Source organism: Desulfobulbus elongatus DSM 2908, from assembly GCF_000621145.1.
Classification (GTDB): Bacteria; Desulfobacterota; Desulfobulbia; order Desulfobulbales; family Desulfobulbaceae; genus Desulfobulbus; species Desulfobulbus elongatus.
Map to the genome: position 1 here is coordinate 1 of NZ_JHZB01000007.1, position 20,343 is coordinate 20,343.

Here is a 20,343-nt window from a genome sequence, read left to right on the forward strand (position 1 = left end):
ACCATGAAACGGCAGGCCTATGGGTTCCGTGACATGGAATACTTCAAGCTCAGACTCTACAACCTACACAACTCCGGGTACGCATTTGCCGGATGAACCTGAAAAGTGTACCACCTCCGCCAGTTGCCGATCCTCTTGAGAAAGGAGGCGGCAACCATGGTCACCCTGGAGAGTTTATGGACATTATCGCACTACATCGCCAAGGCATGAGCATGCGAGCCATCGCCAGGAAACTGGGGGTGCATCGAGACACGGTCAAGAAGTACATCAAGGGCGGCGCCATGCCCAGGTATGCCAAGTCGGCTAGGCGGCATTCTATGTCTTGAACCAAAATTCAGCTGTCGACGGCTACAGTTTATGCACGGGACACAACACACAAGATCAAACTATCCTTTTCCTCAGCAAGCACAAAAACCGGGTACAAAACCAGGTATTTTTACAGAACAAACTTTATATTCTTTCAATAATTAACTGATAAAACATCATAAAAATAATTTCATTTGGTTCCCGTTCCGACCAAATCATAATCCAGCAAAGTTTGCTGGCATCCATTAACCCAGTGAATCAAGACGATTTTCTGGGTTTTTTATAATCGCGTCATCTCCGCGTTCGCGGGGAACATTCTTCTTCCTGGCGCTTGCGCTCTTCTTCGGCCGGTTCATCCCTGCATCCCCACGTCAAGGGAGGCTCTCACCGGCCTGCCCGAGTTTCTGACAGCGGACGTTGAACCTGGGTTCCCTCGTTTTCCCGACCCTCTCGAACATCCTGCGATACATCCGGGATTCCGGGCGCTCTCCAACAGTCATGGAAGTCACCGAATATGTGGAGCGGGAAGGATGAAGGGTGCGGGTGGACAATGTCCATTTGGTGCTTAATTGTTTTGTTAGGTGTCGCTAATATTCTACCGTATTTCTCGTTTCGTGAGGTGCTATCATGGAATCGTTTAATAAATCCAATCTGGTCTATACCTACAATTGGGCTTTGTACGAAAAAGACGACCCGAGAATTTCTGGAATTCCGGACGCGACCGCGTTCAACAGAAAGGAAGGGCAGGAAGTGCTCTACATCATAAATTGCCTGACCGACCACTTGGCCTACGGGGTGGATAGTTTTGGCAATAAAATAGAAAAATTGCTGCACGATAGGCTTCCCGAGGAAATCGACACCCAAGGGGACACGATCGCATGGATTAAAAAGAACTGGACGAAGTTCACCGTGGGACAGAGTTGACGAAGCGGCATCTCGCCCCTCCTTCGACGCTCAACCCGTATTCGAAACACAAACCGGCGATCCGTGCCAGGCCGAGGGAAACCGCACGAGGCCCTGAACCGTAGGGGGGTGCACCTCGTTCCGGCACCAGCACTCCAACGGCTGCTCAGCCATGGCAGGAGGCTGGACGGCCGTTGTCCATTCGCTTTACCAACCATACAGACAAACACGGCATGCGATGCATTTCCGCACCGCATCTTCCCTGGCATTGTTGCCGGCTCCTTCTACACGGCCACGGCGCTTTGGCGCAGGCTGTTGATGTCCCGCAGCGGCGGCGCTCCGAACAGGCGGCTGTATTCGCGGCTGAATTGCGAGGTGCTCTCATAGCCGACCTGAAAGGCAGCGGTGGTGGCGTCCAACGGTTCGGCGAGCATCAACCGGCGCGCTTCGTTGAGACGCAGCCATTTCTGATACTGCAACGGACTCATCGCCGTCAGGGCGCGGAAATGATGGTGAAAGGTGGATACGCTCATGTTGACCTGCCTGGCCAGATCGTCGATGCGCAGCGGCTGCGCGTAATTGTTTTTCAGCCAATCGATGGCCCTGGCGATTTGGTGGCTCCGGCTGCCCACCGAGGCGATCTGCCGCAGGCGCGCCCCCTGGTCGCCGACGAGCAGGCGATAGAAAATCTCACGCTGGATGAGGGGAGCCAGAATCGGGATATCCTCCGGTTCGTCGAGCAGGTCGATCAACCGCTGAAAGGCGGCGAGCAGCGGCTCGGTCGCCTCGCCGGTGGCCATGCCGCGGTTCGGCTGCTGCGGCCGCGGCGGCGGCAGGTGGCTGTCCACCATCAACTGCGACAACTCCCGCTGATCGAGTTTGAGCGCCAGCCCCAGATAGGGCTTGTCCCGGCTGGCCTCGATGACCTGCACCACCGTGGGCAGATGCACGGAGGTGATGAGATAACGATGCGCATCGTAAACATAGGTGTCGTCGCCGAGGATGACCCGCTTGGCGCCCTGGGCAATCACGCAGATGCGCGGCTCATACATGGCGGTCATCGGCGGGCTCTGTTCATGGCGCTGATGGAGCGAGAGCCCCGGAATGTCCGTGGCGGACTGGTCGCCCGACTCGGTCCATCGGGCAATGCTGTCGGCCAACGACCCGATCGCTGTTTCCATGCTTGCTTCACTCCGTTTTCAACTTGCTGAGAACCGGTCTTGCTGTGCCGTTCATCCTGCCAGACCTGTCTGGGTCTGACAACACTTATCGACGACACCCGGAGGATCGGGCAAGAATTCAGGAGGATTGGTCTACCTGTTGCGGCGCCTTTTCCGGTACCTTCTGCCCATCGAAAAACGAAACGTCCGCGGCAGGCCCTCTCGCGCCGTCCGTCGCGACGCGGCCCAAGGCGGGCGTAGAGCGATCATCCCGATTTTTCGCTGTGTTCGCCGACAAAAAAATCATTTTTACCTGGCGCGACACCTGTTATAAAGCTGAGAACCTGTCTGTACGGAAAAAGTATCCGCCGCCTGCGCACAGAAGACGAACACGCCCTGCCCCGCCCGCCGGCCCGCGTGTGCGTTTTCCCGCCGTCTCGTTCGGCGCCCCCTTCAACGATCCGGCATCTGCCCGGACAAACAGACGGAGTGGCCATGAACGCCTCACCCCTTGAACCCATCCGGCCCGGCGGCATGACCCGCCGCCAGTTCATCAAAAGCGTCATCGCAGCCGGCGCCGTCACCTCTGCCGGGCTCCTGTTCACCGGACCGGCCGGGGCCGGTCACAAGACGTCGCCCGGAGCCGTGGAGCGGCTCATCACCCTGACCGTCAACGGGCAGCAGCGCCGGGTTGACGTCCTGCCCCAGGAAACCCTGGCCCAGACCCTGCGCGGCAAGCTCGGACTCACCGGCCTCAAGGTCGGCTGCGACCGGGCCGAATGCGGCGCCTGCACCGTCCTTGTCGACAACGAGCCCCTGTATGCCTGCTCCACTCTCACCCACAGCGTGCGGGGCAAGAACATTCTGACCGTCGAGGGGCTGGCCCGCGCCGACGGCGGGCTGCATCCCCTGCAGCAGGGCGTCCTCGACGAGCAGGGTTTTCAGTGCGGCTACTGCGCGCCGGGCTTTCTCATGGCCACCCTCGGCTATCTCACCGCCAACCCCAATCCCACCCGGCAGGAACTGGCCCACGGCGTTTCGGGCAATCTCTGCCGCTGCCAGGATTACGACAAGATCCTCACCGCCCTGATGCGCGGGGCCGAATACATGCGAAGGGGGTAAGTCATGCCGGAAAACGACCCGCTGTTCACCCCGAAACTGACCGGGCGCGATTACACCACGCCCGACCTGCGTGCCAAGCTGACCGGCACGGCCCGTTTCGCCGACGACTTCCGGGCCGAGGGCATGCTCGTCTGCAAGCTGCTCACCAGCCCCCTGCCCCATGCCAGGGTCACCCGCCTCGACACCGGCGCCGCCCTGGCCATGCCCGGCGTGCGGGCCATTCTCACCGCCGATGAACTGCCGCCGCCGGCCGATTCCGTGTCCGACAGCGGCGCGGTGATCAAGGCCAGCCCCTGGGCCGAACGCGCCCTGACCATGGAACCGCACTACCAGGGCGAGCCCGTCCTGGCGGTGGCGGCAACCGACGAGGCAGCCGCGGCCGCGGCTATCGAGGCCATCGATATCGCCTTCGAGGCGCTACCCTTTGTCATCGCCCCCCTGGACAGCCTGCGGCCGGACGGCGCCAACGCCCGCATTGACGGCAATGTCTGGCTGCCGCCGGAAAAGCCGGGCGAGCAGCCGCGCGTGGGAAAACTCAAGTGGACCGCGGCCGATTTCGAGACCGCCGGCCCGAACCGGCTGCCCCTGGGTAAGGCCGCCGCCGAGTGGTCCTACGGCGATGTCACCGCCGCCCTATCGGAGGCGGCGCTGGTCCTCGACGAAACCTTCGTCACCCCCAACGTCAGCCACCAGACCCTGGAAACCCGCTCCGCCCTGGCCTGGTGGGAAAACGGCAAGCTCCACATCGCCGTGGGCACCCAGAGCACCATCCAGACCGTGCCGGCCATCGCCAAGTGGCTCAACATGAACGCCGACGACATCGTCCTGGTGAGCGAATACACCGGCGGCGGTTTCGGCGGCAAGATCACGGCTTCGGTGCCGGTGATCATTCCGGCGCTGCTGGCGAAGAAAGCGCACGCCCCGGTGATGCTGCGCGTCTCCCGCGAAGACGAGCAGGGCATCGGCCGGGCGCGGCCCAGCCTGATCGGCCGCATGCAGGCCGGTTTTTCCAGGGAAGGCCGTCTGCTGGGGCTGGACCTGTCCGTGGTCATGGACAACGGCCCCTACGAGCAGCAGCTCGATGCCGCCATTTCAGGGCGCATGGGCTCCCTGCTCTACCAGCCCCTGGCCATGCGCTGGCGGGGAACGGCGGTGCTCACCAACACCCCGACCCGCGGCGCCCAGACCGCACCCGGCGGCCTGCAGGTCAGCGCCCTGATCGGGCCGCTCCTGGCCAAGGCGGCCCGCCGCCTCAACCTCGATCCTCTGGCCGTCTGCCGCATCAACGCCCCCGAAGGCAGGGCCCCGGTCGGCCCGCCCAAAGCAGACGGCACCCTCAACGCCGCCACCAGCGCCTTTCTCAAACAGGCCCTCGACCGCGGCGCGGAGGCCTTCGGCTGGCAGGCGCGCCGGGCCCGCCCGGCTTTGACCGAGGGACCCGTCCGGCGCGGTATCGGCGTGGCCACCGGCTGCTTCGTGGCCGGGACCACCGGTTTTGACGGCCTGTTCGTGATCACGCCCGAAGGCAGGGTGCGCATCCATAGCGGCATCGGCAACCTCGGCACCGAGTCCTTCAGCGACGTGCAGCGGGTGGTGGCCGACGCCATGGACCTGCCCTGGAAAAACTGCGAAATCGTGTGGGGCAATACGGCCAAGCACCTGGCCTGGAGCTGTGTCTCCGGCGGCAGCCAGACCATCCACGCCATGTCGCGGGCGGCCCTGGCGGCCAGCCTGGATGCCCGCGCCAAGCTCAGGGAGATCGCCGCCAGAACCCTGGGCGGCAAGCCGGAGGAGTATACCGTCGGCGGCCAACGCATATTTCGCAGCGATGCCGGCCAGGTGGGGATGAGTTTTGCCGAAGCGGCCAGGCGGGCCATCGAACTGGGCGGGGTATACGACGGCCATGAATGCCCGGCCGATGTCAACAAGATGACCAAGACCTCGGTGGCGGCCCTGGCCGGTCAGGGGCTCCTGGCCGTGGCCCGCGACACCTTCCCGCATGACGGCCAGACCTACTCCTACGTGGCGACCTTTGCCGAGGTGGAGGTGGACATCGAAACCGGCATGTACCGGATCGTGGCCCTGCACGCCGAGGCCGACGCCGGCACGGTGGTCCATCCCCGCGCCTTTGCCGGCCAGCTCGGCGGCCGTTCCATGCTCGGCATCGGCCACGCTTCCAGGCAGAAATGGTTCTACGACCACGAACACGGCACGCCGGTATCCAGGCGCTTCTACCAGACCCGCCCGACGACCGTGCTCTGCCTGCCGGAACGGTTCACCTGGGGTTCGGTCGGCATTCCCGACCCCCAGACGCCGATCGGCGCGCGCGGCATCGGCGAACCGCCGACCGGCGCAGCCTGCGCGGCGGTGCTGTGCGCCTTGAGCGACGCCCTGGGCGACGACAAATTCCTGCGCGCCCCGGTCATGGCCGACGCCATCCTCGCCGCCGTCGAACCCGAAACCTGGCGGCCGGCGGCCACCCTTTCAGCCAACGTCTGACCTGCAAGCCGCCGGGAGATCGGCGGCGGGAGAACGCACATGGCAATCATACGCGACGGTATGCAACCCTTCGACCTCTACCAGCCAACGAGCGTCGAGGACGCCCTGACCCTGGCCGACCGCCTCGGCGCCGATGCCTGGATGCTGGCCGGCGGACTCGACAGCCTGGAGCGGTTCAAGGACCGCCTCAAACGCCCCAAGGCGGTCATCGATCTCGGCCGCGTCGAGGAACTCCGCGGCGTGCGCAGAGAGGGCGAGGATCTGGTGATCGGCTCCATGACCACCCTGACCGAGGTCAATCGTGATCCGGAGATCCGAGCCCGGTTCGGCCTGCTCGCCGAGGCGGCCGGGGAGGTGGCCTCGCCCCAGATCCGCAACCAGGGGACCCTGGGCGGCAATATCTCCCAGGACACGCGCTGCTGGTACTATCGCGGCGGCTGGCAGTGCTACCGGGCCGGGGGCGGCACCTGTTATGCCGGCGAAAGCACCCAGGGGCAGAACCGCGAACACGCCCTTTTCGGGGTCGAGGGCTGCGCAGCGGTGTCTCCGTCCGACACTGCGCCGGCCCTCATCGCCCTGGAAGCCAGGCTGGTGATCAAGAGCGCCAAAGGCGCGCGGGAAGTGGCGGTCGAGGATTACTTCGTCGGCCCGGATACCGATATCACCCGGATGAACGTCCTCGGTACCGGCGAGGTACTCACCGAAATCCGCCTGCCTGCGACCTGGGCCGGAGTCACGTTTTACTTTGAAAAAGTCCGCGACCGGCCGGTGTGGGATTTTCCGCTGGTCAACATCGCGGCGGCCATGCAGCTTTCCGGCGACCGCATCGACCGGGCCCGGTTCGTGCTGGGGGCGGTGGCGGCCCGGCCCTGGCGCCTGCCCCAGGTGGAAGCCGCGGTAGCGGGCCGCGCCCGCAACGCCGCTGTGGATGCGGCCGCGCGCCTCGCCGCCGACGGCGCCGTGCCCTTGCCCCAGAACGGCTACAAGGTGGCGCTGGTCCGCAATCTGGTCAAACGCGCCATCCTCGGCAAAACGACCTCATGAACCGAGCCGCCGCGCCGGATCAGACCAGCGCTCATCATCTTTTCCGCAACCACCACATTGCCCCATGGGGCGGGCCGGCCCAGTACGCCGAAGCCGGCCCCACGGAGAGACGAAAACCATGACCGAATCTGCAAATATCGAGAAACGCTGCGACGCCATCGAAGAGTGCTACGAATTCATGCTGGCGTATGCGGCCCAGGGCATCACCGACGACCGGGAAAGCCGCCATGGCGGCCAGTTGCGGGAACTGCTCGCCAGAGCCGTGGATGCCGCCGCCGGTTTGCCCGAAGCCTATGCCGCCATGGTGGCCGCCCTGCAACCGGAGGCGCCGCAGCATTACGCCAACTTTCTCGACGTCCTGGCCGCGGACACGGCCAGGGCCCTGGCCGCCCTGGAACTGGTGCTCGCCCAGCCGCGCATTTCCTCCCAACTCGTCGACAACCTCAACGCCTCGCTGCATGTGCGCACCCTGCTCACGGACGTCTTTCTCCTCGACGAAATTTTGAATTTGCAACAGTCGCCGTAACCGGCCCCGGGGGCATCTCCTCGCCGCCCCCGTCCGTGTCACCGCAGATACAACTCGTCGAGCGCCTTGAAGAATTCCTCCCGGACTTTTTCAAACTCCCGCATCATGGCATTGGCACGGGCTCTCTCCCCCTGGTTGACCAAATCGGCGATCTGCTTTGCATACCGGTGGACCTTGGCATGGTGGTCGCCCACTTCCCTGAAATAGGCCCGATCGCTGAGCGTCTGTCCCTCGCCGAAATACCACTTGCCGAATTCGCACTCATGATCGGAGGTGATCTCTTCCGATCGCAGTGCCTGCTTGCCGTTCAAGACGGCTTCCAGACGGGAACGCCACTGCATGTGCGCGGACTTGACCTTGCCGATATCGAAGCGGGCCTGTTGGGTGCGAAATTTCTGTACAATTTCAGCAAGCTGCTCCGAGAGTTTCAGCAGGTCGCGGGCATGGCTGTTCAACTCGGAACTGACGATATGCATGTTTTCCGTTGCCTGGCTGACCTCACCGATATCCTTGGAAATATCGCCTGTCACCGTTGAGACTCCCGCCACATTCTGGTTCACCTCCTGGATTCCCATGGATGCCTGGCTCAGGTTCCGGGCAATCTCCGCCGTCGCGACCGACTGCTCCTCGACCGCGGTGGCGATGGTGGCGACGATCTCGTTGACGTCCTGAATGACTTCCGAAATATTCTGAATTTCCCTGACCGTCTCATCGGTCGAGGACTGAATCGCATCGATCTTGGCTTTGATCTCGCCGGTGGCGGCTGCGGTCTGCCGGGCCAGTTCCTTGATCTCGTTGGCAACCACCGCAAAGCCCTTGCCCGAGTCGCCGGCCCGGGCCGCCTCGATGGTGGCGTTCAGGGCCAGCAGGTTGACCTGCTCGGAAATCTCGGTGATCACCTCCGTTACCTTGCCGATTTCATTGACATCGTGGCCAAGCCTATTGACCTTGTCCGAGGTGACCGTGGCGCTGTCGGTTGCCCTGCCGGCAATCACCCGGGCATGTTCCGAGTTGCCGGCGATCTCCCGGACGGTGGCCGCCATCTCCTCCACCGCCGATGCCACGGCATTGACATTGGTTGCGGCCTGTTCGCTTGCGGCGGCGACCGAAGCCATATTGGCGCTCATCGATTCCGCCCCGCTGGCGACCCGCTGCGACCTGTTCGATGAAGTATCCGTCGTTTCAGCCATTTGCCTGGCAATCCCGCTCAGGGTGTCCGAGGAAAGACTCAAGGTATGGGCCTTGGAACCAAAATCCCGGACAATCCGCTCGAGACGGTCCAGAAACTGGTTGAACCAATGGGCCAACTCCCCGATCTCGTCGTGCTTCAGGATGGCCATGCGCTTGGTCAGATCGCCCTCCCCCTGGGCGATATCTCGCAGCATGGCCACCGTGCGGTTGATGGGCAGGACGACGCCGCGGACACTGAAAAAAAGGGGAACCAGGATGGCGGCCAGCAAGGCCAGGCTCAGCCCCAGAATGCCCTGTTTGATTTTTCGGCTCTGCGCAAAAAAATCGGCGGCGTCATAGACGAACATCATGATCCCGACCTGCTTGCCGGAAAAATCGTTGATGGGAAACAAGGTCACGAACGAGTCGCCCTGCCGCTGCATCGCCAAACCGCTTTTGCCGCTCGCGAGCATGTCCGCTGTGACCACGGCGTCGGTAATGGCCCGATTGGACGAGGAAACAAGGACAAAATCGTCGCCGACCACTGGGTGTTTGTTTGTATCCTGGAGTTCGGAGGCGATGTTCAACAGCGATTTGTTCATGTAGACGGCGATCTGCTCCTGATCGTTGCTCACGCCGTATTGGACGAGGGGATCGTAGGAGGAAAGCGCTTCCACCGATCCCAGGTAGTTCCCCTCGGCGGAAAATATCGGCGCGATGCCGCGGATTTCAAACCCGCCTCGGCCGACCTCCACCCCCTGCACCGGTTTATGGTTGGTGCTGATGGTGGTGACGGTCTCGCGGAAAGCGGTCAGGTCGTCGCTCTTCTTCTGTTTCTTGTTCCACACCCGCAACAGGCTTCGTGCCGGCGGCACATGAAAATGGAGCCGCACCGGCTGTCCTTCGGTGTTGGCTGTATAGCCCTTCTCCACCGAGGCGAAAAAGTCGCGCAGTTGTTTGCGCGCCTCTTCCAGGTGCGCATCTTCGGCCGAGTCGAGACGTCCCTGGTGGGCGGTGCGGTATGCGGCCAGGACCGTCTCCTGTTCGCTGAAGAGAGCGGCTTGGGCCAGCATGGCCTGGGAGAGACGTTTTTCACTGGAGTTGATGTCGACCATCTTGGAGCGACCCAGTCGTTCAAGATTGCGATCCATCAACTGGCCGATGGTGCTTCCCGCCACAAGGTACAACACCAGAGAAAAGATGACCGTGGCCAAAACGATAGGTGCCATCAGGCGCGTGCTGATTTTCTGGCATCTCTTCATCCCTGCATTTCCTCCCAAAAAAACCTTTTCAACAATTGTTCCGCCGCGGCCGGAAAAGGACAGGCGAGTCCGTGGTCGTCAGAACGCCGCCCGGGCCGGGCTGTTCACCTGAAGGTATCGGATTGCCCAGGAAGGGCCGAAGTCGTTTCTTCTTTTTCAATTCCCGTGTCGTATCCAGTTCCCCCTCTTCGCCCCGCGCTGACGGAAACAGGAGTGGCGACGCGGACAGCTCCCGGTCATGACACGATGGGCAGGGCACGCCCGGCGCCGGTGAAAAAGACCGTCCGACCGACGCCATGGCAGCGGCATCAACAGAAAGGTTGCCGGTCCGGCAATCAGGCGGAGCGCGGCTGGTTCAGCCAGCGCATGTATTCGGCAACCCCGGCTTCGACGGGACGGAATATCCCCTCGTATCCGGCGGTCCGCAAACGGGAGAGATCGGCTTCGGTGAAACTCTGGTAGCGTCCTTGCAGGTGCTCGGGGAACGGGATGTACTGCACCTCGCCATGTCCGAACGCATGCAGGACCGCCCGGGCGACCTCGTTGAAGCTCTGGCTCCGGCCGGTGCCGACATTAAAGATGCCGGACACCGCCGGGTGCTCCAGCAACCAGAGGATGACCTCGACCACATCCTCCACGTAGACGAAATCGCGACGCTGTTCCCCCGGACCGTAGCCGTCCGATCCGGCGAACAAGCGGACATTCCCTCCCGCCAGGAGCTGGTTGCGCAAATGCAGGGCCACGCTGGCCATGCCGCCCTTGTGCTGCTCGCGCGGTCCGTACACGTTGAAATACCGCAGGCCGACGACCTGGCCGCCGTGGCCCGGGGTGGCATGCCGCCGGACATATCGGTCGAACAGGGTCTTGGAATAGGCGTAGACATTCAGCGGCTGCTCGAACCGCGGATCTTCGACGAAGACGGTGCCGCTGCCATACACCGAGGCGCTGGAAGCGTAGATGAACGGAATGCTGTGGCGGCTGGCATAGTGGAACAATTCCTTCGAATAATCGAAGTTGTTTTCCATCATCAGCTTGCCGTTCCACTCGGTGGTGGCGGAACAGGCCCCCTGATGCAGGATGGCCTCCACGGTTCCGTGAAACCGTTGGTCCCGCCGCACGCGGGCGAGGAACTCCTCCTTGTCCAGATAATCGGCGATGTCGGCATCGGCGATGTTGACGAATTTGGTGCCGTCGGTGAAATCATCGACAACGATAATGTCCGTCACGCCCCGCGCATTCAGGGCATGGACGATATTGCTGCCGATGAACCCCAGTCCGCCGGTGACAATGATCATGATGCAACTCCTTGTTGTTCAGGAAATGAAAACGATTCCGCCCGCAGGCGAGGGTTGTCGGTATCGCGTACTGTGCGTGGATGCCCTTTTCCCATTCAGGCGGCCCCTTTCCTCCCTGCTCAGGGACGCGGGATCGCGCGGGGGAAAAAACCGGATTCGGGGCCCGGCCCTTTTCCGGACCTCCACACCAGTCCTTCACGGTGGTCCTCGCATTCCACCATTCCCGGAGAGAAAACCGACCCAGGTGCATGGCACCTAACACCATCCAAACATAAATAACACTGACAAATAATACCTCAACCATAAATAATATTTATAAATAACACCAATTTTTCCGTACTCCGTCAACCCGTGGTTGGCGGCCTTGCCGTCGCCCGACGGCTGCCGACTTCTCCCCCTGGCGTTTCAAGAGCATACCATTCGCTTTTCCCCACGCATTTCCCTTGACTTTCCGCCTGCGGTGGAGTCTATCATCGCACATTCAGGTGTTCCTTGGAACCAAAGAGGGAACCCCGTGTAAATCGGGGACGGGCCCGCCGCTGTATTCGGGGACGAACGCTGCACGAAGTCACTGACCGCATGGTTGGGAAGACGCAGCCAGTAGGACGAACCGTAAGTCAGAAGACCTGCCTGGATGGAAGGAGGAGACGACTGCGCGGACGGCGGCGTACCCGGTTGGAATATTTCTGCGGATAAACAGGGCTATCCCGGATCGAACACACATCGATCCGGGATTTTTTTTTGTCCTGCCGACTCTTCCGCCCAGCCACTGTGCAGACAGTCACGGCCGCGCCCTTCGGCGCGGTTCACATGTCTCGGATCTGACCGCGGTTTCCGGTCATCGATGTGGATGGGCAGGTGATTTCCCTGGTGGAACGGCATAGGCCGCGGGCTGCATCCAGCCCCGCCGGCCACGGCTGTTCCCCGTCATGCATGCCAGCTTTCCCCTCGCTGCCGGAATGGACGATTTGGCGGTCATATCCGGAAAACCAGCAATGAAAAGGAGGAAACGGCAATGCAGGACGGACAAGGTTGGCGCACAAGGGATACCCTTGTCGCCGGAATGATGATCGGGGCGCTCTCCTGGGCGCCCCAGGCGGTCATGGCCGAGCAACTTCAGGAAGAAACCCATGTGCTCGAAGAAATGGTGGTGACCTCCACCGGCAAGAGCAAGCTGGTCGACACGCCGGCCAGCATCTCGGTGGTGACCGCGACCGATCTGGAACAGATGGGGGCGAAAAACGTCACCGAGGCCCTGGAGCGCATCCCCGGCGTCTACAACACCACGGCCAGCAACTCGTCGCTGTCCATCCGCGGCACCCGCAGCTCCATGGCCGGCGGCCCGGTCATCCTTATCGACGGCGTCGCCCAGAATTACGGCAACTACCGGCGCGAGGAACTCGACATCATCTCCGTCTCCCAGATCGAACGGATCGAGGTGCTGCGCTCGGCCGGCATCGCCTACGGGCCCGGGGCCGCCCGCGGCGTCATCAACATCATCACGAAGAAGAACAAGGACAAAAAACCGGTCAACGGCCACATTGCCACCAGTTACGGCTCCTGGGACACGGCCAATGTCTCGGCCGGGGTGGACGGCCGGCTCAACCAGTGGGATTATCTCGCCGACGTCAACCACTACCGCACCGACGGCTACGAGGAGGAGGAACTCACGCGCACGGCCGGGCTGCTCAAGCTCGGCTACAATTTCTCGGACCGCACCCGGATCGGCCTGCGCGGCAACTGGGTCAGCCTGGACAACGACACGGCCTACGACATGGCCAAGTATCAGTGGCAGCTGGACAACTATCGCCGCAGCATCCATTTCCCCAAGGCCGAGAACGACCCCAGGCTGGTCTGGCACAACACCAAGGAGCAGGATTCCGGCATCTATGCCATCGATTTCGCCCACAACGGCCCGCAACTGTTCGTGGACGGCACCCTGGCCTACACCCACTACAACGAGGTCTACTTCGACACCCAGGATATCTACACCAGCACCTCCAAGGCGCGCGGCGACGTGGACGACCGCATCCAGGACACCTACACCGCCTCGCTCTCCGGCGGCTATCGCCTGGATTTTGGCGCCCTTGCGTACACGCCTTCCGTGGGCCTGAGCGTGGAGGACGTGGATTTCACCCAACGGAAATCCTATCCCTTCGACCCGCTGGTATCCGTGGCGAGCAACAGGACGGCCAAGGCCAAGGCCGACGTCGACCTGGCCGAAACCATCACTGGGTTTTTCTGGGACAACGACCTGCTCCTCAACGAACGCTGGGGCCTGAAACTCGGCGGCCGGGTCGACCGGGTCGACATGACCTTCGAAACCAAGGAACCGAGCCGCCTGAACATCGAGGACACCATGTGGAGCTGGCTGGTGGCGCCCTCCTACCACTTCTCCCCCAACGCCAACGTCTATTTTTCCGTGGGCCGCAACTACTGGTTCCCCACGCCGCAATATTACTACTGGGCCGCCAGCTACGGCAGCCCGAACAACCGCCCCGAGGACCTGAAACCCGAGGAATCGCTGACCTACGAGATCGGCTACAAGCATCATGTGAGCAAGGCGCTCAACATCGCCCTCACCACCTACTTCATGGACACCAAGGACAAGTTCGGCGGCTACTACGAGGGCAGCAGCTACATGGGCCAGAAGAACACCGGCGACGCCGAGACCTACGGCGTCGAACTGGAACTGGACGGCCGCCCCCTGAGCTGGCTGGGCTACCGGGTCTCCGGCGCCTGGATCAACGCCGAATGGTCCTCGGGAACCGCCCGGATCTACGAGCATCCCGCCAACACCAGGGTGGACGCGAACCTCGACGGCTACAAGGTCAACGGCGTTCCCGAATTCACCAGCCGCATCGGCCTGGACTTCTATCCACGCGAGGGATGGAAGGTGAGCCTGGACGCCATCACCTGCGGCGAGTACTACCTGGACTACACCAACCGCCTGACCTATCCGAGCAAGACCACCTTCGACGCCTCGATCTCCTACTCGTGGGACAAGTACAAGGTGTGGATTCTGGCCAAGAACATCTTCGACGAGGACGTGGAGCGGGCCCTCAACAGCGACGGCGAGCTGACCCGCGCCTATGGCGATCCCAACACCTCGTATTACGTGCTGGACGGCCTGTACGTGGAGGCCGGGATCAGCGTGAAATTCTAGCGCGCCCCGATGGGCGGCCGCCGCTCCCCGTGGCGGTGGCGGCCGCCTATTCGTTGATCTCCTCGATTTCCCCTTCGACGTCCAGGTAGACCTGGCGCAGGCTGTCGAGCACCTCCTGGTCGGCCTGCCACAACCCGCGTGCCGCCGCCTCCAGCAGCTTGTCGGCGATGTTGTGCAGGGCATAGGGGTTGACCCGGCGCATCCAGGCCCGCATGTCCGGGTCGAACGGCACCCTTTCCGCGAAGCGCCGGTACATCCAGTCGTCGACCACCCCGGCGGTGGCATCCCAGCCGAGGATGATGTCCATGGCCTTGGCGATGTCGCCGGCCCCCTTGTAGCCGTGCCGCCGCAGGCCCCGGAGCCATTTGGGATTGAGCAGGCGGGCCCGGAAGATGTGGCGGGCCTCCTCCACGGCCGTGCGCATCACCACCCGCCGCGGGTCGGCGCTGTCCCCGGCGAGGGCGAGCGGCATCCGGCCCCGGACGCTGCGCACCGCCGCGATCAGCCCGCCGTGATGGCTGTAGAAGTCGGTGCAGGTCATCATGTCCTTTTCCCGCGAATCCTCGTTTTTCACGGTCGCCTCCATCCGGCCCAGCACCCGGCGGAAGCTCTCGCCCGCTTCCTCGCCGAACACGCCCTGGCCGTAGGCATGGGAGGACCAGCGGATGTACATCTCCCCCAGCTCGCCGGCATCGCGCCAGGCCTTGGCCTCGATCAGTTCGGCGACCCCGGTGCCGTAGCTGCCCGGCGGCGCGCTGAAAATCCGGAAGGTCGCATGGCGGCGCGCCTGCTCCGGGTCCAGGCCCCGGTCGCGCCAGTGCCGCTCGTCGCGGCGGACGTGGCGGCGGAGGAAGTTGTCGTCCGGCGCTTCTTCGAGGGCGGCCACCATCTGCACGCCCTGGTCGATGAGATCGACCAGGACGGGAAAGGCGTCGCGGAAGATGCCCGAGATCCTCGGCACCACGTCGATGCGCGGCCGACCGAGTTCGGCAAGGGGAATGACCTCGAGGCCGCGGACCGCGCCCGAACCCTTCTGCCAGACGGGCCTGAGCCCCATCAGGGCCAGGATCTGGGCGACATCGTCGCCCTTGGAGCGCATGGTGGGGCTGGCCCAGAGCACGATGCCGATGCTGGCCGGATACCGCCCCTCCTCCTTACGATAGCGGGCCAGCAGGGCATCGGCCAGTTGCTGGCCGACCAGCCAGGCCGCGGGCGTGGGAATCTTGCCGGGGTCCACCGAATAGAAGTTGCGCCCGGTGGGCAGGATGTCGGCCTGGCCCCGGCTGGGCGCCCCGGACGGGCCCGGCGGCACGAACCGGCCTTCCAGGGCGTTGCAGCAGGCCGCCAGTTCGGCGGTGGTCTGGTGCAGTCGGGGCAGCAGGCTGTCGCGCACGGTGCGCAAGGTCTCCTGGATCTGCGGGTGCGGCCGGCCCAGGTGGCGCTGCACCATGGCCGCAATCGGCCCGTCCCCCTGCACCAGGTCCGCCAGCAGGGCCAGGCAGCGGGCATGGGCCGCGTCAATCACCTCGCTACCGGTCGGGCCGGACTCGCCGGCGACCGGCCGGCCCCGGCGTTGCCGCACCGCAACCGGGTCAAAGCCCAAGGCCTCGATCACCTGGTCGCGCAACGACGGCATGGCGCCGTTGTCCAGCCGGGTCAACTGGGCCAGGGTCTCGACCAGCAGCCCGCCCTGCGGCGGCTGCCCCAGCACATGCAAACCGTCGGCAATGGTGGTGTCGGCGATTGCACCGAGCGCGTCGTGCAGCCGCTCGACGATCGTCTCGATCTCCTCGGGCGATTGGGGCGCGCTCAGCCCCAGGTCCCGGTCCATTTCGGCCCGGCTGGCCGCCTCCCAGATCAGCTCGCCGAGCATCGGCAGCTTGCCCTGGTCCTGCACCCGGGCCTCCCGATATTCGGCCAGCAAACCGTCCAACCGAGCCAGTTCCTCGTCGAGTTCGGCGTTGGTCAGGGCCGGCGGCAGATGATCGACGATACAGGCGTTGGCCCGCCGCTTGGCCTGGGTGCCCTCGCCGGGATCGTTGATGATGTACGGATAGATGTTGGGCAGCTCCATGAGGGCCAGATCCGGCCAGCATTCTTCGCTCAGGCCCACCGCCTTGCCGGGCAGCCATTCCAGGGACCCGTGCTTGCCGATGTGGAGCACGGCGTCGGCGCCGAAGACCTCCTTGATCCAGCGGTAATGCGCCAAGTACGGATGCGGCGGCGGCAGGTGGAAGTCGTGGTGCAGTTTGTCGATGTCCTCCAGGTAGCCGCGCGGCGGCTGCACGGTGAGGAAGAGATGGCCGTTGATCAGGCCAGGGAAGAAGAGCCGGCCGTCGTGCACGAAGAGCCGGCCCGGCGCGGGGCCCCATGCCTCGCGCTGTCGGTCGCGGGCCGCGGGCGGCAGTTCGTCGCTCCAGGCCACGGCGGTATCGGCGGCGATGGCGGCCTCGGCCCGGGCCGCCATCTGTTCGGGTTGCAGCCAGCGCCGGTCCGCGGTCAGCCGGCCGAGCAGTTCGGCGGCCAGTTGGTTGCCGTCGGCATAGGCGTGGTCGACCGTGTATCCGCGTTCGATCAGGGTATCGATCAGCGCCTTGACGCTGGCGAAACTGTCCAGGCCCGAGGCGCAGCCGATGCGGTCGTTGCGCGGCGGATAGTGGTGGAAGACGATGGCCACCTTTTTGTCATGGTTGGCCAGGCGGCGCAGCCGCGCCCAGTTCAGGGCCAGCCGGGTGATGGTGGCGATGCGCTCCCCGATGGGCAGGTAGGTGGCGATGGCCGCGCCGGTGAGCGGATCGACGGCCGTGGTCTCCTTGCCGGCCACCGGCACGCCGATGAGCACGCCATCCAGCTCGGGCTGGGCCACGCCGATGGTGATGTCGACGTTGGTCAGCCCCTGCGGGCTGTCGCGCCAGCGGGCGATGTCCTGGCCGGTGGTCAGGGCCTGGAGCACCGGCACGCCCAGACGTTCGAGCAGGCCGCCGTTGTCCGCTACGATCATGCCCAGGCTGAACATCACCGGGCTGATCAGGACGTCGATCACCGGCTCGCCCGCCGCCATGAAATAGCGGTCGACGATCTCCTCCGGCCCGTCGTTGCCCAATAGCCGATCCTTGAAGCGCATATGGAACACGCAGAGCACGTTCGCACCCTGGCCTTCGATTGCGCGAATCAGGGCGTCGATATGGGCGCAATTGCCGGTGACCCAGAAATTCTGGTAGAACCAGATGCCCACCGTCGGTTTGTTCCGGTCGAGCCGGGCGCGGTAGGCGGCCGGCTCCGGAAGAACGGCGAGATCCGGATGGTAGATGCCGTCAAAGGGCAGGGGCGCGGGCGGCCGGCACGGCAGCGCGGGCAGTTCCGGGGCGAAGCGGCGGTTGCGCAGGGCGATCAGCAGGTGCAGGAGGTTGTCGACCCCGCCGAAGCGATGGTAGCGGTTCAGTTCGCCCCAGTGGCCGTCGGCGTGGCTGTCGGCATGGGCCTGCACCAGTTCGAGCACCGCCGGATTGCTGCCGGTGGGCTGGATATGGACGTAGGGCACGGGGCGGCCCTGCGCGCGCGCCTCAGCCAGGGCCGCAAGCAGTTGTTCCCAGGCGGGAAAGGACTGGCTGCCGGCCATCAGGGTCAGCAGCACCACATCGGCGGCCAGGGCCTCTTCGGCAAAGCGGTCCCGGAGTTCGGCCCCGCGTTCGAGCTGGCCGCGGCTGCGGGCGATCACCCGCAGGGGCCCGACCTCGGCACGGTAGCGGCAAACCGCCCGGCTCAGGTTGGGAATCTCGTTGGAGGTGACGCTGAAATAGGCCAGCGTCCATTCCGGTTGGCGGTGCAGGATGTCGTTCGTGTCCATCAGAAACTCAGGTTGAGGCCGGTCAGGAAGCGGAGGCCCTCGTCGGGATAACCGTAGTGGATCGAGTAGCCGGTGTCGAACAGGTTGTCGACATTGAGGAACCATTCCGCGTTCAGGCCGGCCAGCTTGAAGGGCTGGATGGCCTTGCAGTCCACGGTCAGATAGTCGTCCAGCTGCTGGGCGGCGCGGTTCTCCATTTCGGTGTACTGCTCGCCGCTGTAGCGCAGCGTGGTCTCCAGACGGGTGCCGGTGCCCGGCAGCGTGCGTTGCAGGGTGAGCTTGGCCTTGAGGTGCGGGGTGTAGGTCAGTTCCCGGCCGGTCTCCTCGACTTCGGAATCCTGGACGATCAGGTTGGCCTCCAGGCTCAGGTCCTCCGTGAAGCCGTATTTCCAGTTGGCCTCCAGGCCGTGGCGCCAAGCGCTGCCGCCGTTGACCGGCCGATAGATCAGGTCGGCGCCGCGTTGGTAGAGGATGGGATCGTCGGTCTCGCTCCGGAACGCGGTCAACTGAATCGAGCGGGCCGTGCTCCAGGCGTATTCCAGGCCGGCGTCGGCGGCCAGGATTTTTTCCTTGTCCAGGTCGGGATTGCCCCTGGTCTGGTCGATGCTGCCGTGGCTGGGCTGATAGAGCTGGCCGAAGGTGGGGATGTTGACGCTGTGGCCGAGGTTGGCCTTCAGCGACCAGCCCTCGCCCAGCACATGGCGGAGACCGCCGGACAGGCCGGGGTTGAAGCCGAAGCCGGTGATCCGGTCGCCGCGGGCGCCGGCGGTCACCAGCCAATCCTGCCATTTGCGGTCGGCCTGTACGCCGAAGCCGGCGGTCATCCGGCTGTGGCTGCCGGAGAGGGTGTGGTCGAGGTCGTCGTTTTCGACGAGGCTGCTGGCGCGCAGGGCCCAGCGGTCGGCGTCGTCGTTCCAGTTGTATTCGCCCTTCAGGCCGATCCTGGCGTCGTCCAAGGTGGAAACCAGGCCGGATTGGCTTGTGTCCTCCACCTCGACCGAGTCGCCGTAAAGGTTGAGGCCATAGTCGCCGTTCGCCCCGGCCAGCCCGCTCAACCGGCCGTCGAAGGAGGCTTTCTCGTAGGACTGGCGGGCGTCCGGGGTGGGATTGTCCAGCGGCCCCGGCGAACCGGACTCCGAGGAAAAATAGCGGCCGTCGATCTCCACCTTGCGGTTGTCCGCCAGGTCGCCATCCCAGTGCAAAAGCAGGCTGCCGCTGTCGAGGTCGTTGTTGGTCCGCTTGCCGTCGCGGTGCTTGCCAGCGGCGGTGGCCATGGCCGTGCCCGCCGCCAGGGGCATCTGGCTGCTGGCGTTCGCTTCGAGGGCGCCGTAGGAACCGGCGGCCGTGCGCACCTTGGTGACCTGCCGTCCCTTCTCCTTCGTGCCGGCAAGCCCCCTGGTGACGATGCTGATGGCGCCGTCGCTGGCCCCGGCCCCCAGCCAGACCGGCACCGGCGGCTTGAACACGGTGATCGATTCGATGGTCTCCACCGGAATGGACGCCAGATCGACGCTGCCGTACTGGCTGCTGTTGAGCGGCCTGCCGTTGAGCAGCACCAGCACCCCGCCGGACTTGCCCGAGCCGCGGATGGCAATGCGCGAGCCGACGCCCGCGCTCTGCTTGACCTCGACCCCGGCCATGCTGGCCAACGCCTCCTCCACGCTGCGCATGTTGCGCCGGTCGATCTCCCGCCGCCCGAGCACCTCGACCATGGCGGGATTGTTCTCGGCATAGTCGCGCACATGGTCGGCGGTGACCACCACGGTTTCCAGCACCGTTGACTCCGAGGCGTTGGCCTGCGGTGCATGGTCATGATCGGCCAGGGCGATCCGGGGCAGCGGCAGCAGGCAGCCGCAGCAGAGGGCGAGCCAGGTCGCCCGGCACCAGGCCGGGACACGGGAACGAAGACGGGCCGGACATCTGCCGGGCCGGACGCAAGGATGGGTACGCCGCATGATTGCCACCTCTCACACGAAACGGTCATCGGTTGGGTCCGGGCACAAAAAAATCCCGGACCGACGAAACGATCCGGGATGTCCCTGT

At 64.2% G+C, this 20,343-nt stretch carries 11 protein-coding genes, 1 pseudogene and 1 riboswitch; of the genes and pseudogenes, 7 read left to right on the forward strand and 5 right to left on the reverse strand.

All coding sequences use genetic code 11. From position 1 onward, the window contains the following. Positions 1 to 176 precede the first annotated feature (176 nt). Positions 177 to 270: pseudogene (locus Q362_RS24490) on the forward strand (helix-turn-helix domain-containing protein); the annotation flags it as partial. A gap of 663 nt (positions 271 to 933) precedes the next feature. Then, a complete protein-coding gene (locus Q362_RS0105380; RefSeq protein WP_028317849.1) occupies positions 934 to 1,230 on the forward strand; it encodes a hypothetical protein in 297 nt (98 codons plus the stop codon). Positions 1,231 to 1,493: 263 nt separating this feature from the next. Here the strand turns inward: Q362_RS0105380 and Q362_RS0105385 are convergent, their stop codons facing one another. Beyond that, entirely contained in the window at positions 1,494 to 2,390 is an 897-nt protein-coding gene (locus tag Q362_RS0105385) for an AraC family transcriptional regulator (RefSeq protein ID WP_028317850.1), read from the reverse strand. A 474-nt stretch (positions 2,391 to 2,864) separates the two neighbouring features. On the opposite strand from Q362_RS0105385, the gene Q362_RS0105390 reads away from it, so the two are divergent. From Q362_RS0105390 to Q362_RS19260, 4 genes are all read left to right on the forward strand, one after another. Beyond that, complete coding sequence (locus Q362_RS0105390) at positions 2,865 to 3,491, forward strand: (2Fe-2S)-binding protein (protein WP_211248450.1); 627 nt, start codon at positions 2,865 to 2,867, stop codon at positions 3,489 to 3,491. A gap of 3 nt (positions 3,492 to 3,494) precedes the next feature. Further along, positions 3,495 to 5,990, forward strand: coding sequence for a xanthine dehydrogenase family protein molybdopterin-binding subunit (locus tag Q362_RS0105395; protein ID WP_028317852.1), 2,496 nt, complete (start codon positions 3,495 to 3,497; stop codon positions 5,988 to 5,990). A 39-nt stretch (positions 5,991 to 6,029) separates the two neighbouring features. Beyond that, positions 6,030 to 7,034 carry an FAD binding domain-containing protein gene (locus Q362_RS0105400; protein WP_028317853.1) on the forward strand — a complete coding sequence of 335 codons (1,005 nt, stop codon included), beginning with the start codon at positions 6,030 to 6,032 and terminating at the stop codon, positions 7,032 to 7,034. A gap of 118 nt (positions 7,035 to 7,152) precedes the next feature. Then, positions 7,153 to 7,560 (forward strand): hypothetical protein, encoded by a 408-nt coding sequence (locus tag Q362_RS19260; RefSeq protein ID WP_035215763.1) that lies wholly within the window; start codon positions 7,153 to 7,155, stop codon positions 7,558 to 7,560. Between the two features lie 38 nt (positions 7,561 to 7,598). Here the strand turns inward: Q362_RS19260 and Q362_RS22060 are convergent, their stop codons facing one another. Together Q362_RS22060 and rfaD are read right to left on the reverse strand one after the other, a co-directional pair. After that, positions 7,599 to 9,959, reverse strand: coding sequence for a methyl-accepting chemotaxis protein (locus Q362_RS22060; RefSeq protein ID WP_169737368.1), 2,361 nt, complete (start codon positions 9,957 to 9,959; stop codon positions 7,599 to 7,601). 368 nt (positions 9,960 to 10,327) lie between these two features. Next, entirely contained in the window at positions 10,328 to 11,287 is a 960-nt protein-coding gene (gene rfaD, locus Q362_RS0105415) for an ADP-glyceromanno-heptose 6-epimerase (RefSeq protein WP_028317854.1), read from the reverse strand. 466 nt (positions 11,288 to 11,753) lie between these two features. Next, positions 11,754 to 11,935, forward strand: a riboswitch (cobalamin riboswitch). Between the two features lie 367 nt (positions 11,936 to 12,302). Here rfaD and Q362_RS0105420 point away from each other — a divergent pair. Continuing rightward, positions 12,303 to 14,453, forward strand: coding sequence for a TonB-dependent receptor (locus tag Q362_RS0105420; protein ID WP_051553718.1), 2,151 nt, complete (start codon positions 12,303 to 12,305; stop codon positions 14,451 to 14,453). 46 nt (positions 14,454 to 14,499) lie between these two features. Here Q362_RS0105420 and cobN read toward each other — a convergent pair whose 3' ends face one another. Together cobN and Q362_RS19270 are read right to left on the reverse strand one after the other, a co-directional pair. After that, the gene (gene cobN / locus Q362_RS0105425) at positions 14,500 to 18,300 is read right to left on the reverse strand and encodes a cobaltochelatase subunit CobN (protein ID WP_051553719.1); all 3,801 of its coding nucleotides are present in this window, start codon (positions 18,298 to 18,300) and stop codon (positions 14,500 to 14,502) included. Then, positions 18,300 to 20,255, reverse strand: a complete 1,956-nt coding sequence (locus tag Q362_RS19270; protein WP_051553721.1) for a TonB-dependent receptor plug domain-containing protein — start codon at positions 20,253 to 20,255, stop codon at positions 18,300 to 18,302. The genes cobN and Q362_RS19270 overlap by 1 nt, the downstream gene beginning before the upstream one ends. Positions 20,256 to 20,343: the final 88 nt, after the last annotated feature.

Bases quoted from the DNA above. Each gene is read 5' to 3' on its own strand.
- Q362_RS0105380 (WP_028317849.1), top strand. From the start codon at position 934: ATGGAATCGTTTAATAAATCCAATCTGGTCTATACCTACAATTGGGCT.
- Q362_RS0105385 (WP_028317850.1), bottom strand. From the start codon at position 2,390: ATGGAAACAGCGATCGGGTCGTTGGCCGACAGCATTGCCCGATGGACC.
- Q362_RS0105390 (WP_211248450.1), top strand. From the start codon at position 2,865: ATGAACGCCTCACCCCTTGAACCCATCCGGCCCGGCGGCATGACCCGC.
- Q362_RS0105395 (WP_028317852.1), top strand. From the start codon at position 3,495: ATGCCGGAAAACGACCCGCTGTTCACCCCGAAACTGACCGGGCGCGAT.
- Q362_RS0105400 (WP_028317853.1), top strand. From the start codon at position 6,030: ATGGCAATCATACGCGACGGTATGCAACCCTTCGACCTCTACCAGCCA.
- Q362_RS19260 (WP_035215763.1), top strand. From the start codon at position 7,153: ATGACCGAATCTGCAAATATCGAGAAACGCTGCGACGCCATCGAAGAG.
- Q362_RS22060 (WP_169737368.1), bottom strand. From the start codon at position 9,959: ATGGCACCTATCGTTTTGGCCACGGTCATCTTTTCTCTGGTGTTGTAC.
- rfaD (WP_028317854.1), bottom strand. From the start codon at position 11,287: ATGATCATTGTCACCGGCGGACTGGGGTTCATCGGCAGCAATATCGTC.
- Q362_RS0105420 (WP_051553718.1), top strand. From the start codon at position 12,303: ATGCAGGACGGACAAGGTTGGCGCACAAGGGATACCCTTGTCGCCGGA.
- cobN (WP_051553719.1), bottom strand. From the start codon at position 18,300: ATGGACACGAACGACATCCTGCACCGCCAACCGGAATGGACGCTGGCC.
- Q362_RS19270 (WP_051553721.1), bottom strand. From the start codon at position 20,255: ATGCGGCGTACCCATCCTTGCGTCCGGCCCGGCAGATGTCCGGCCCGT.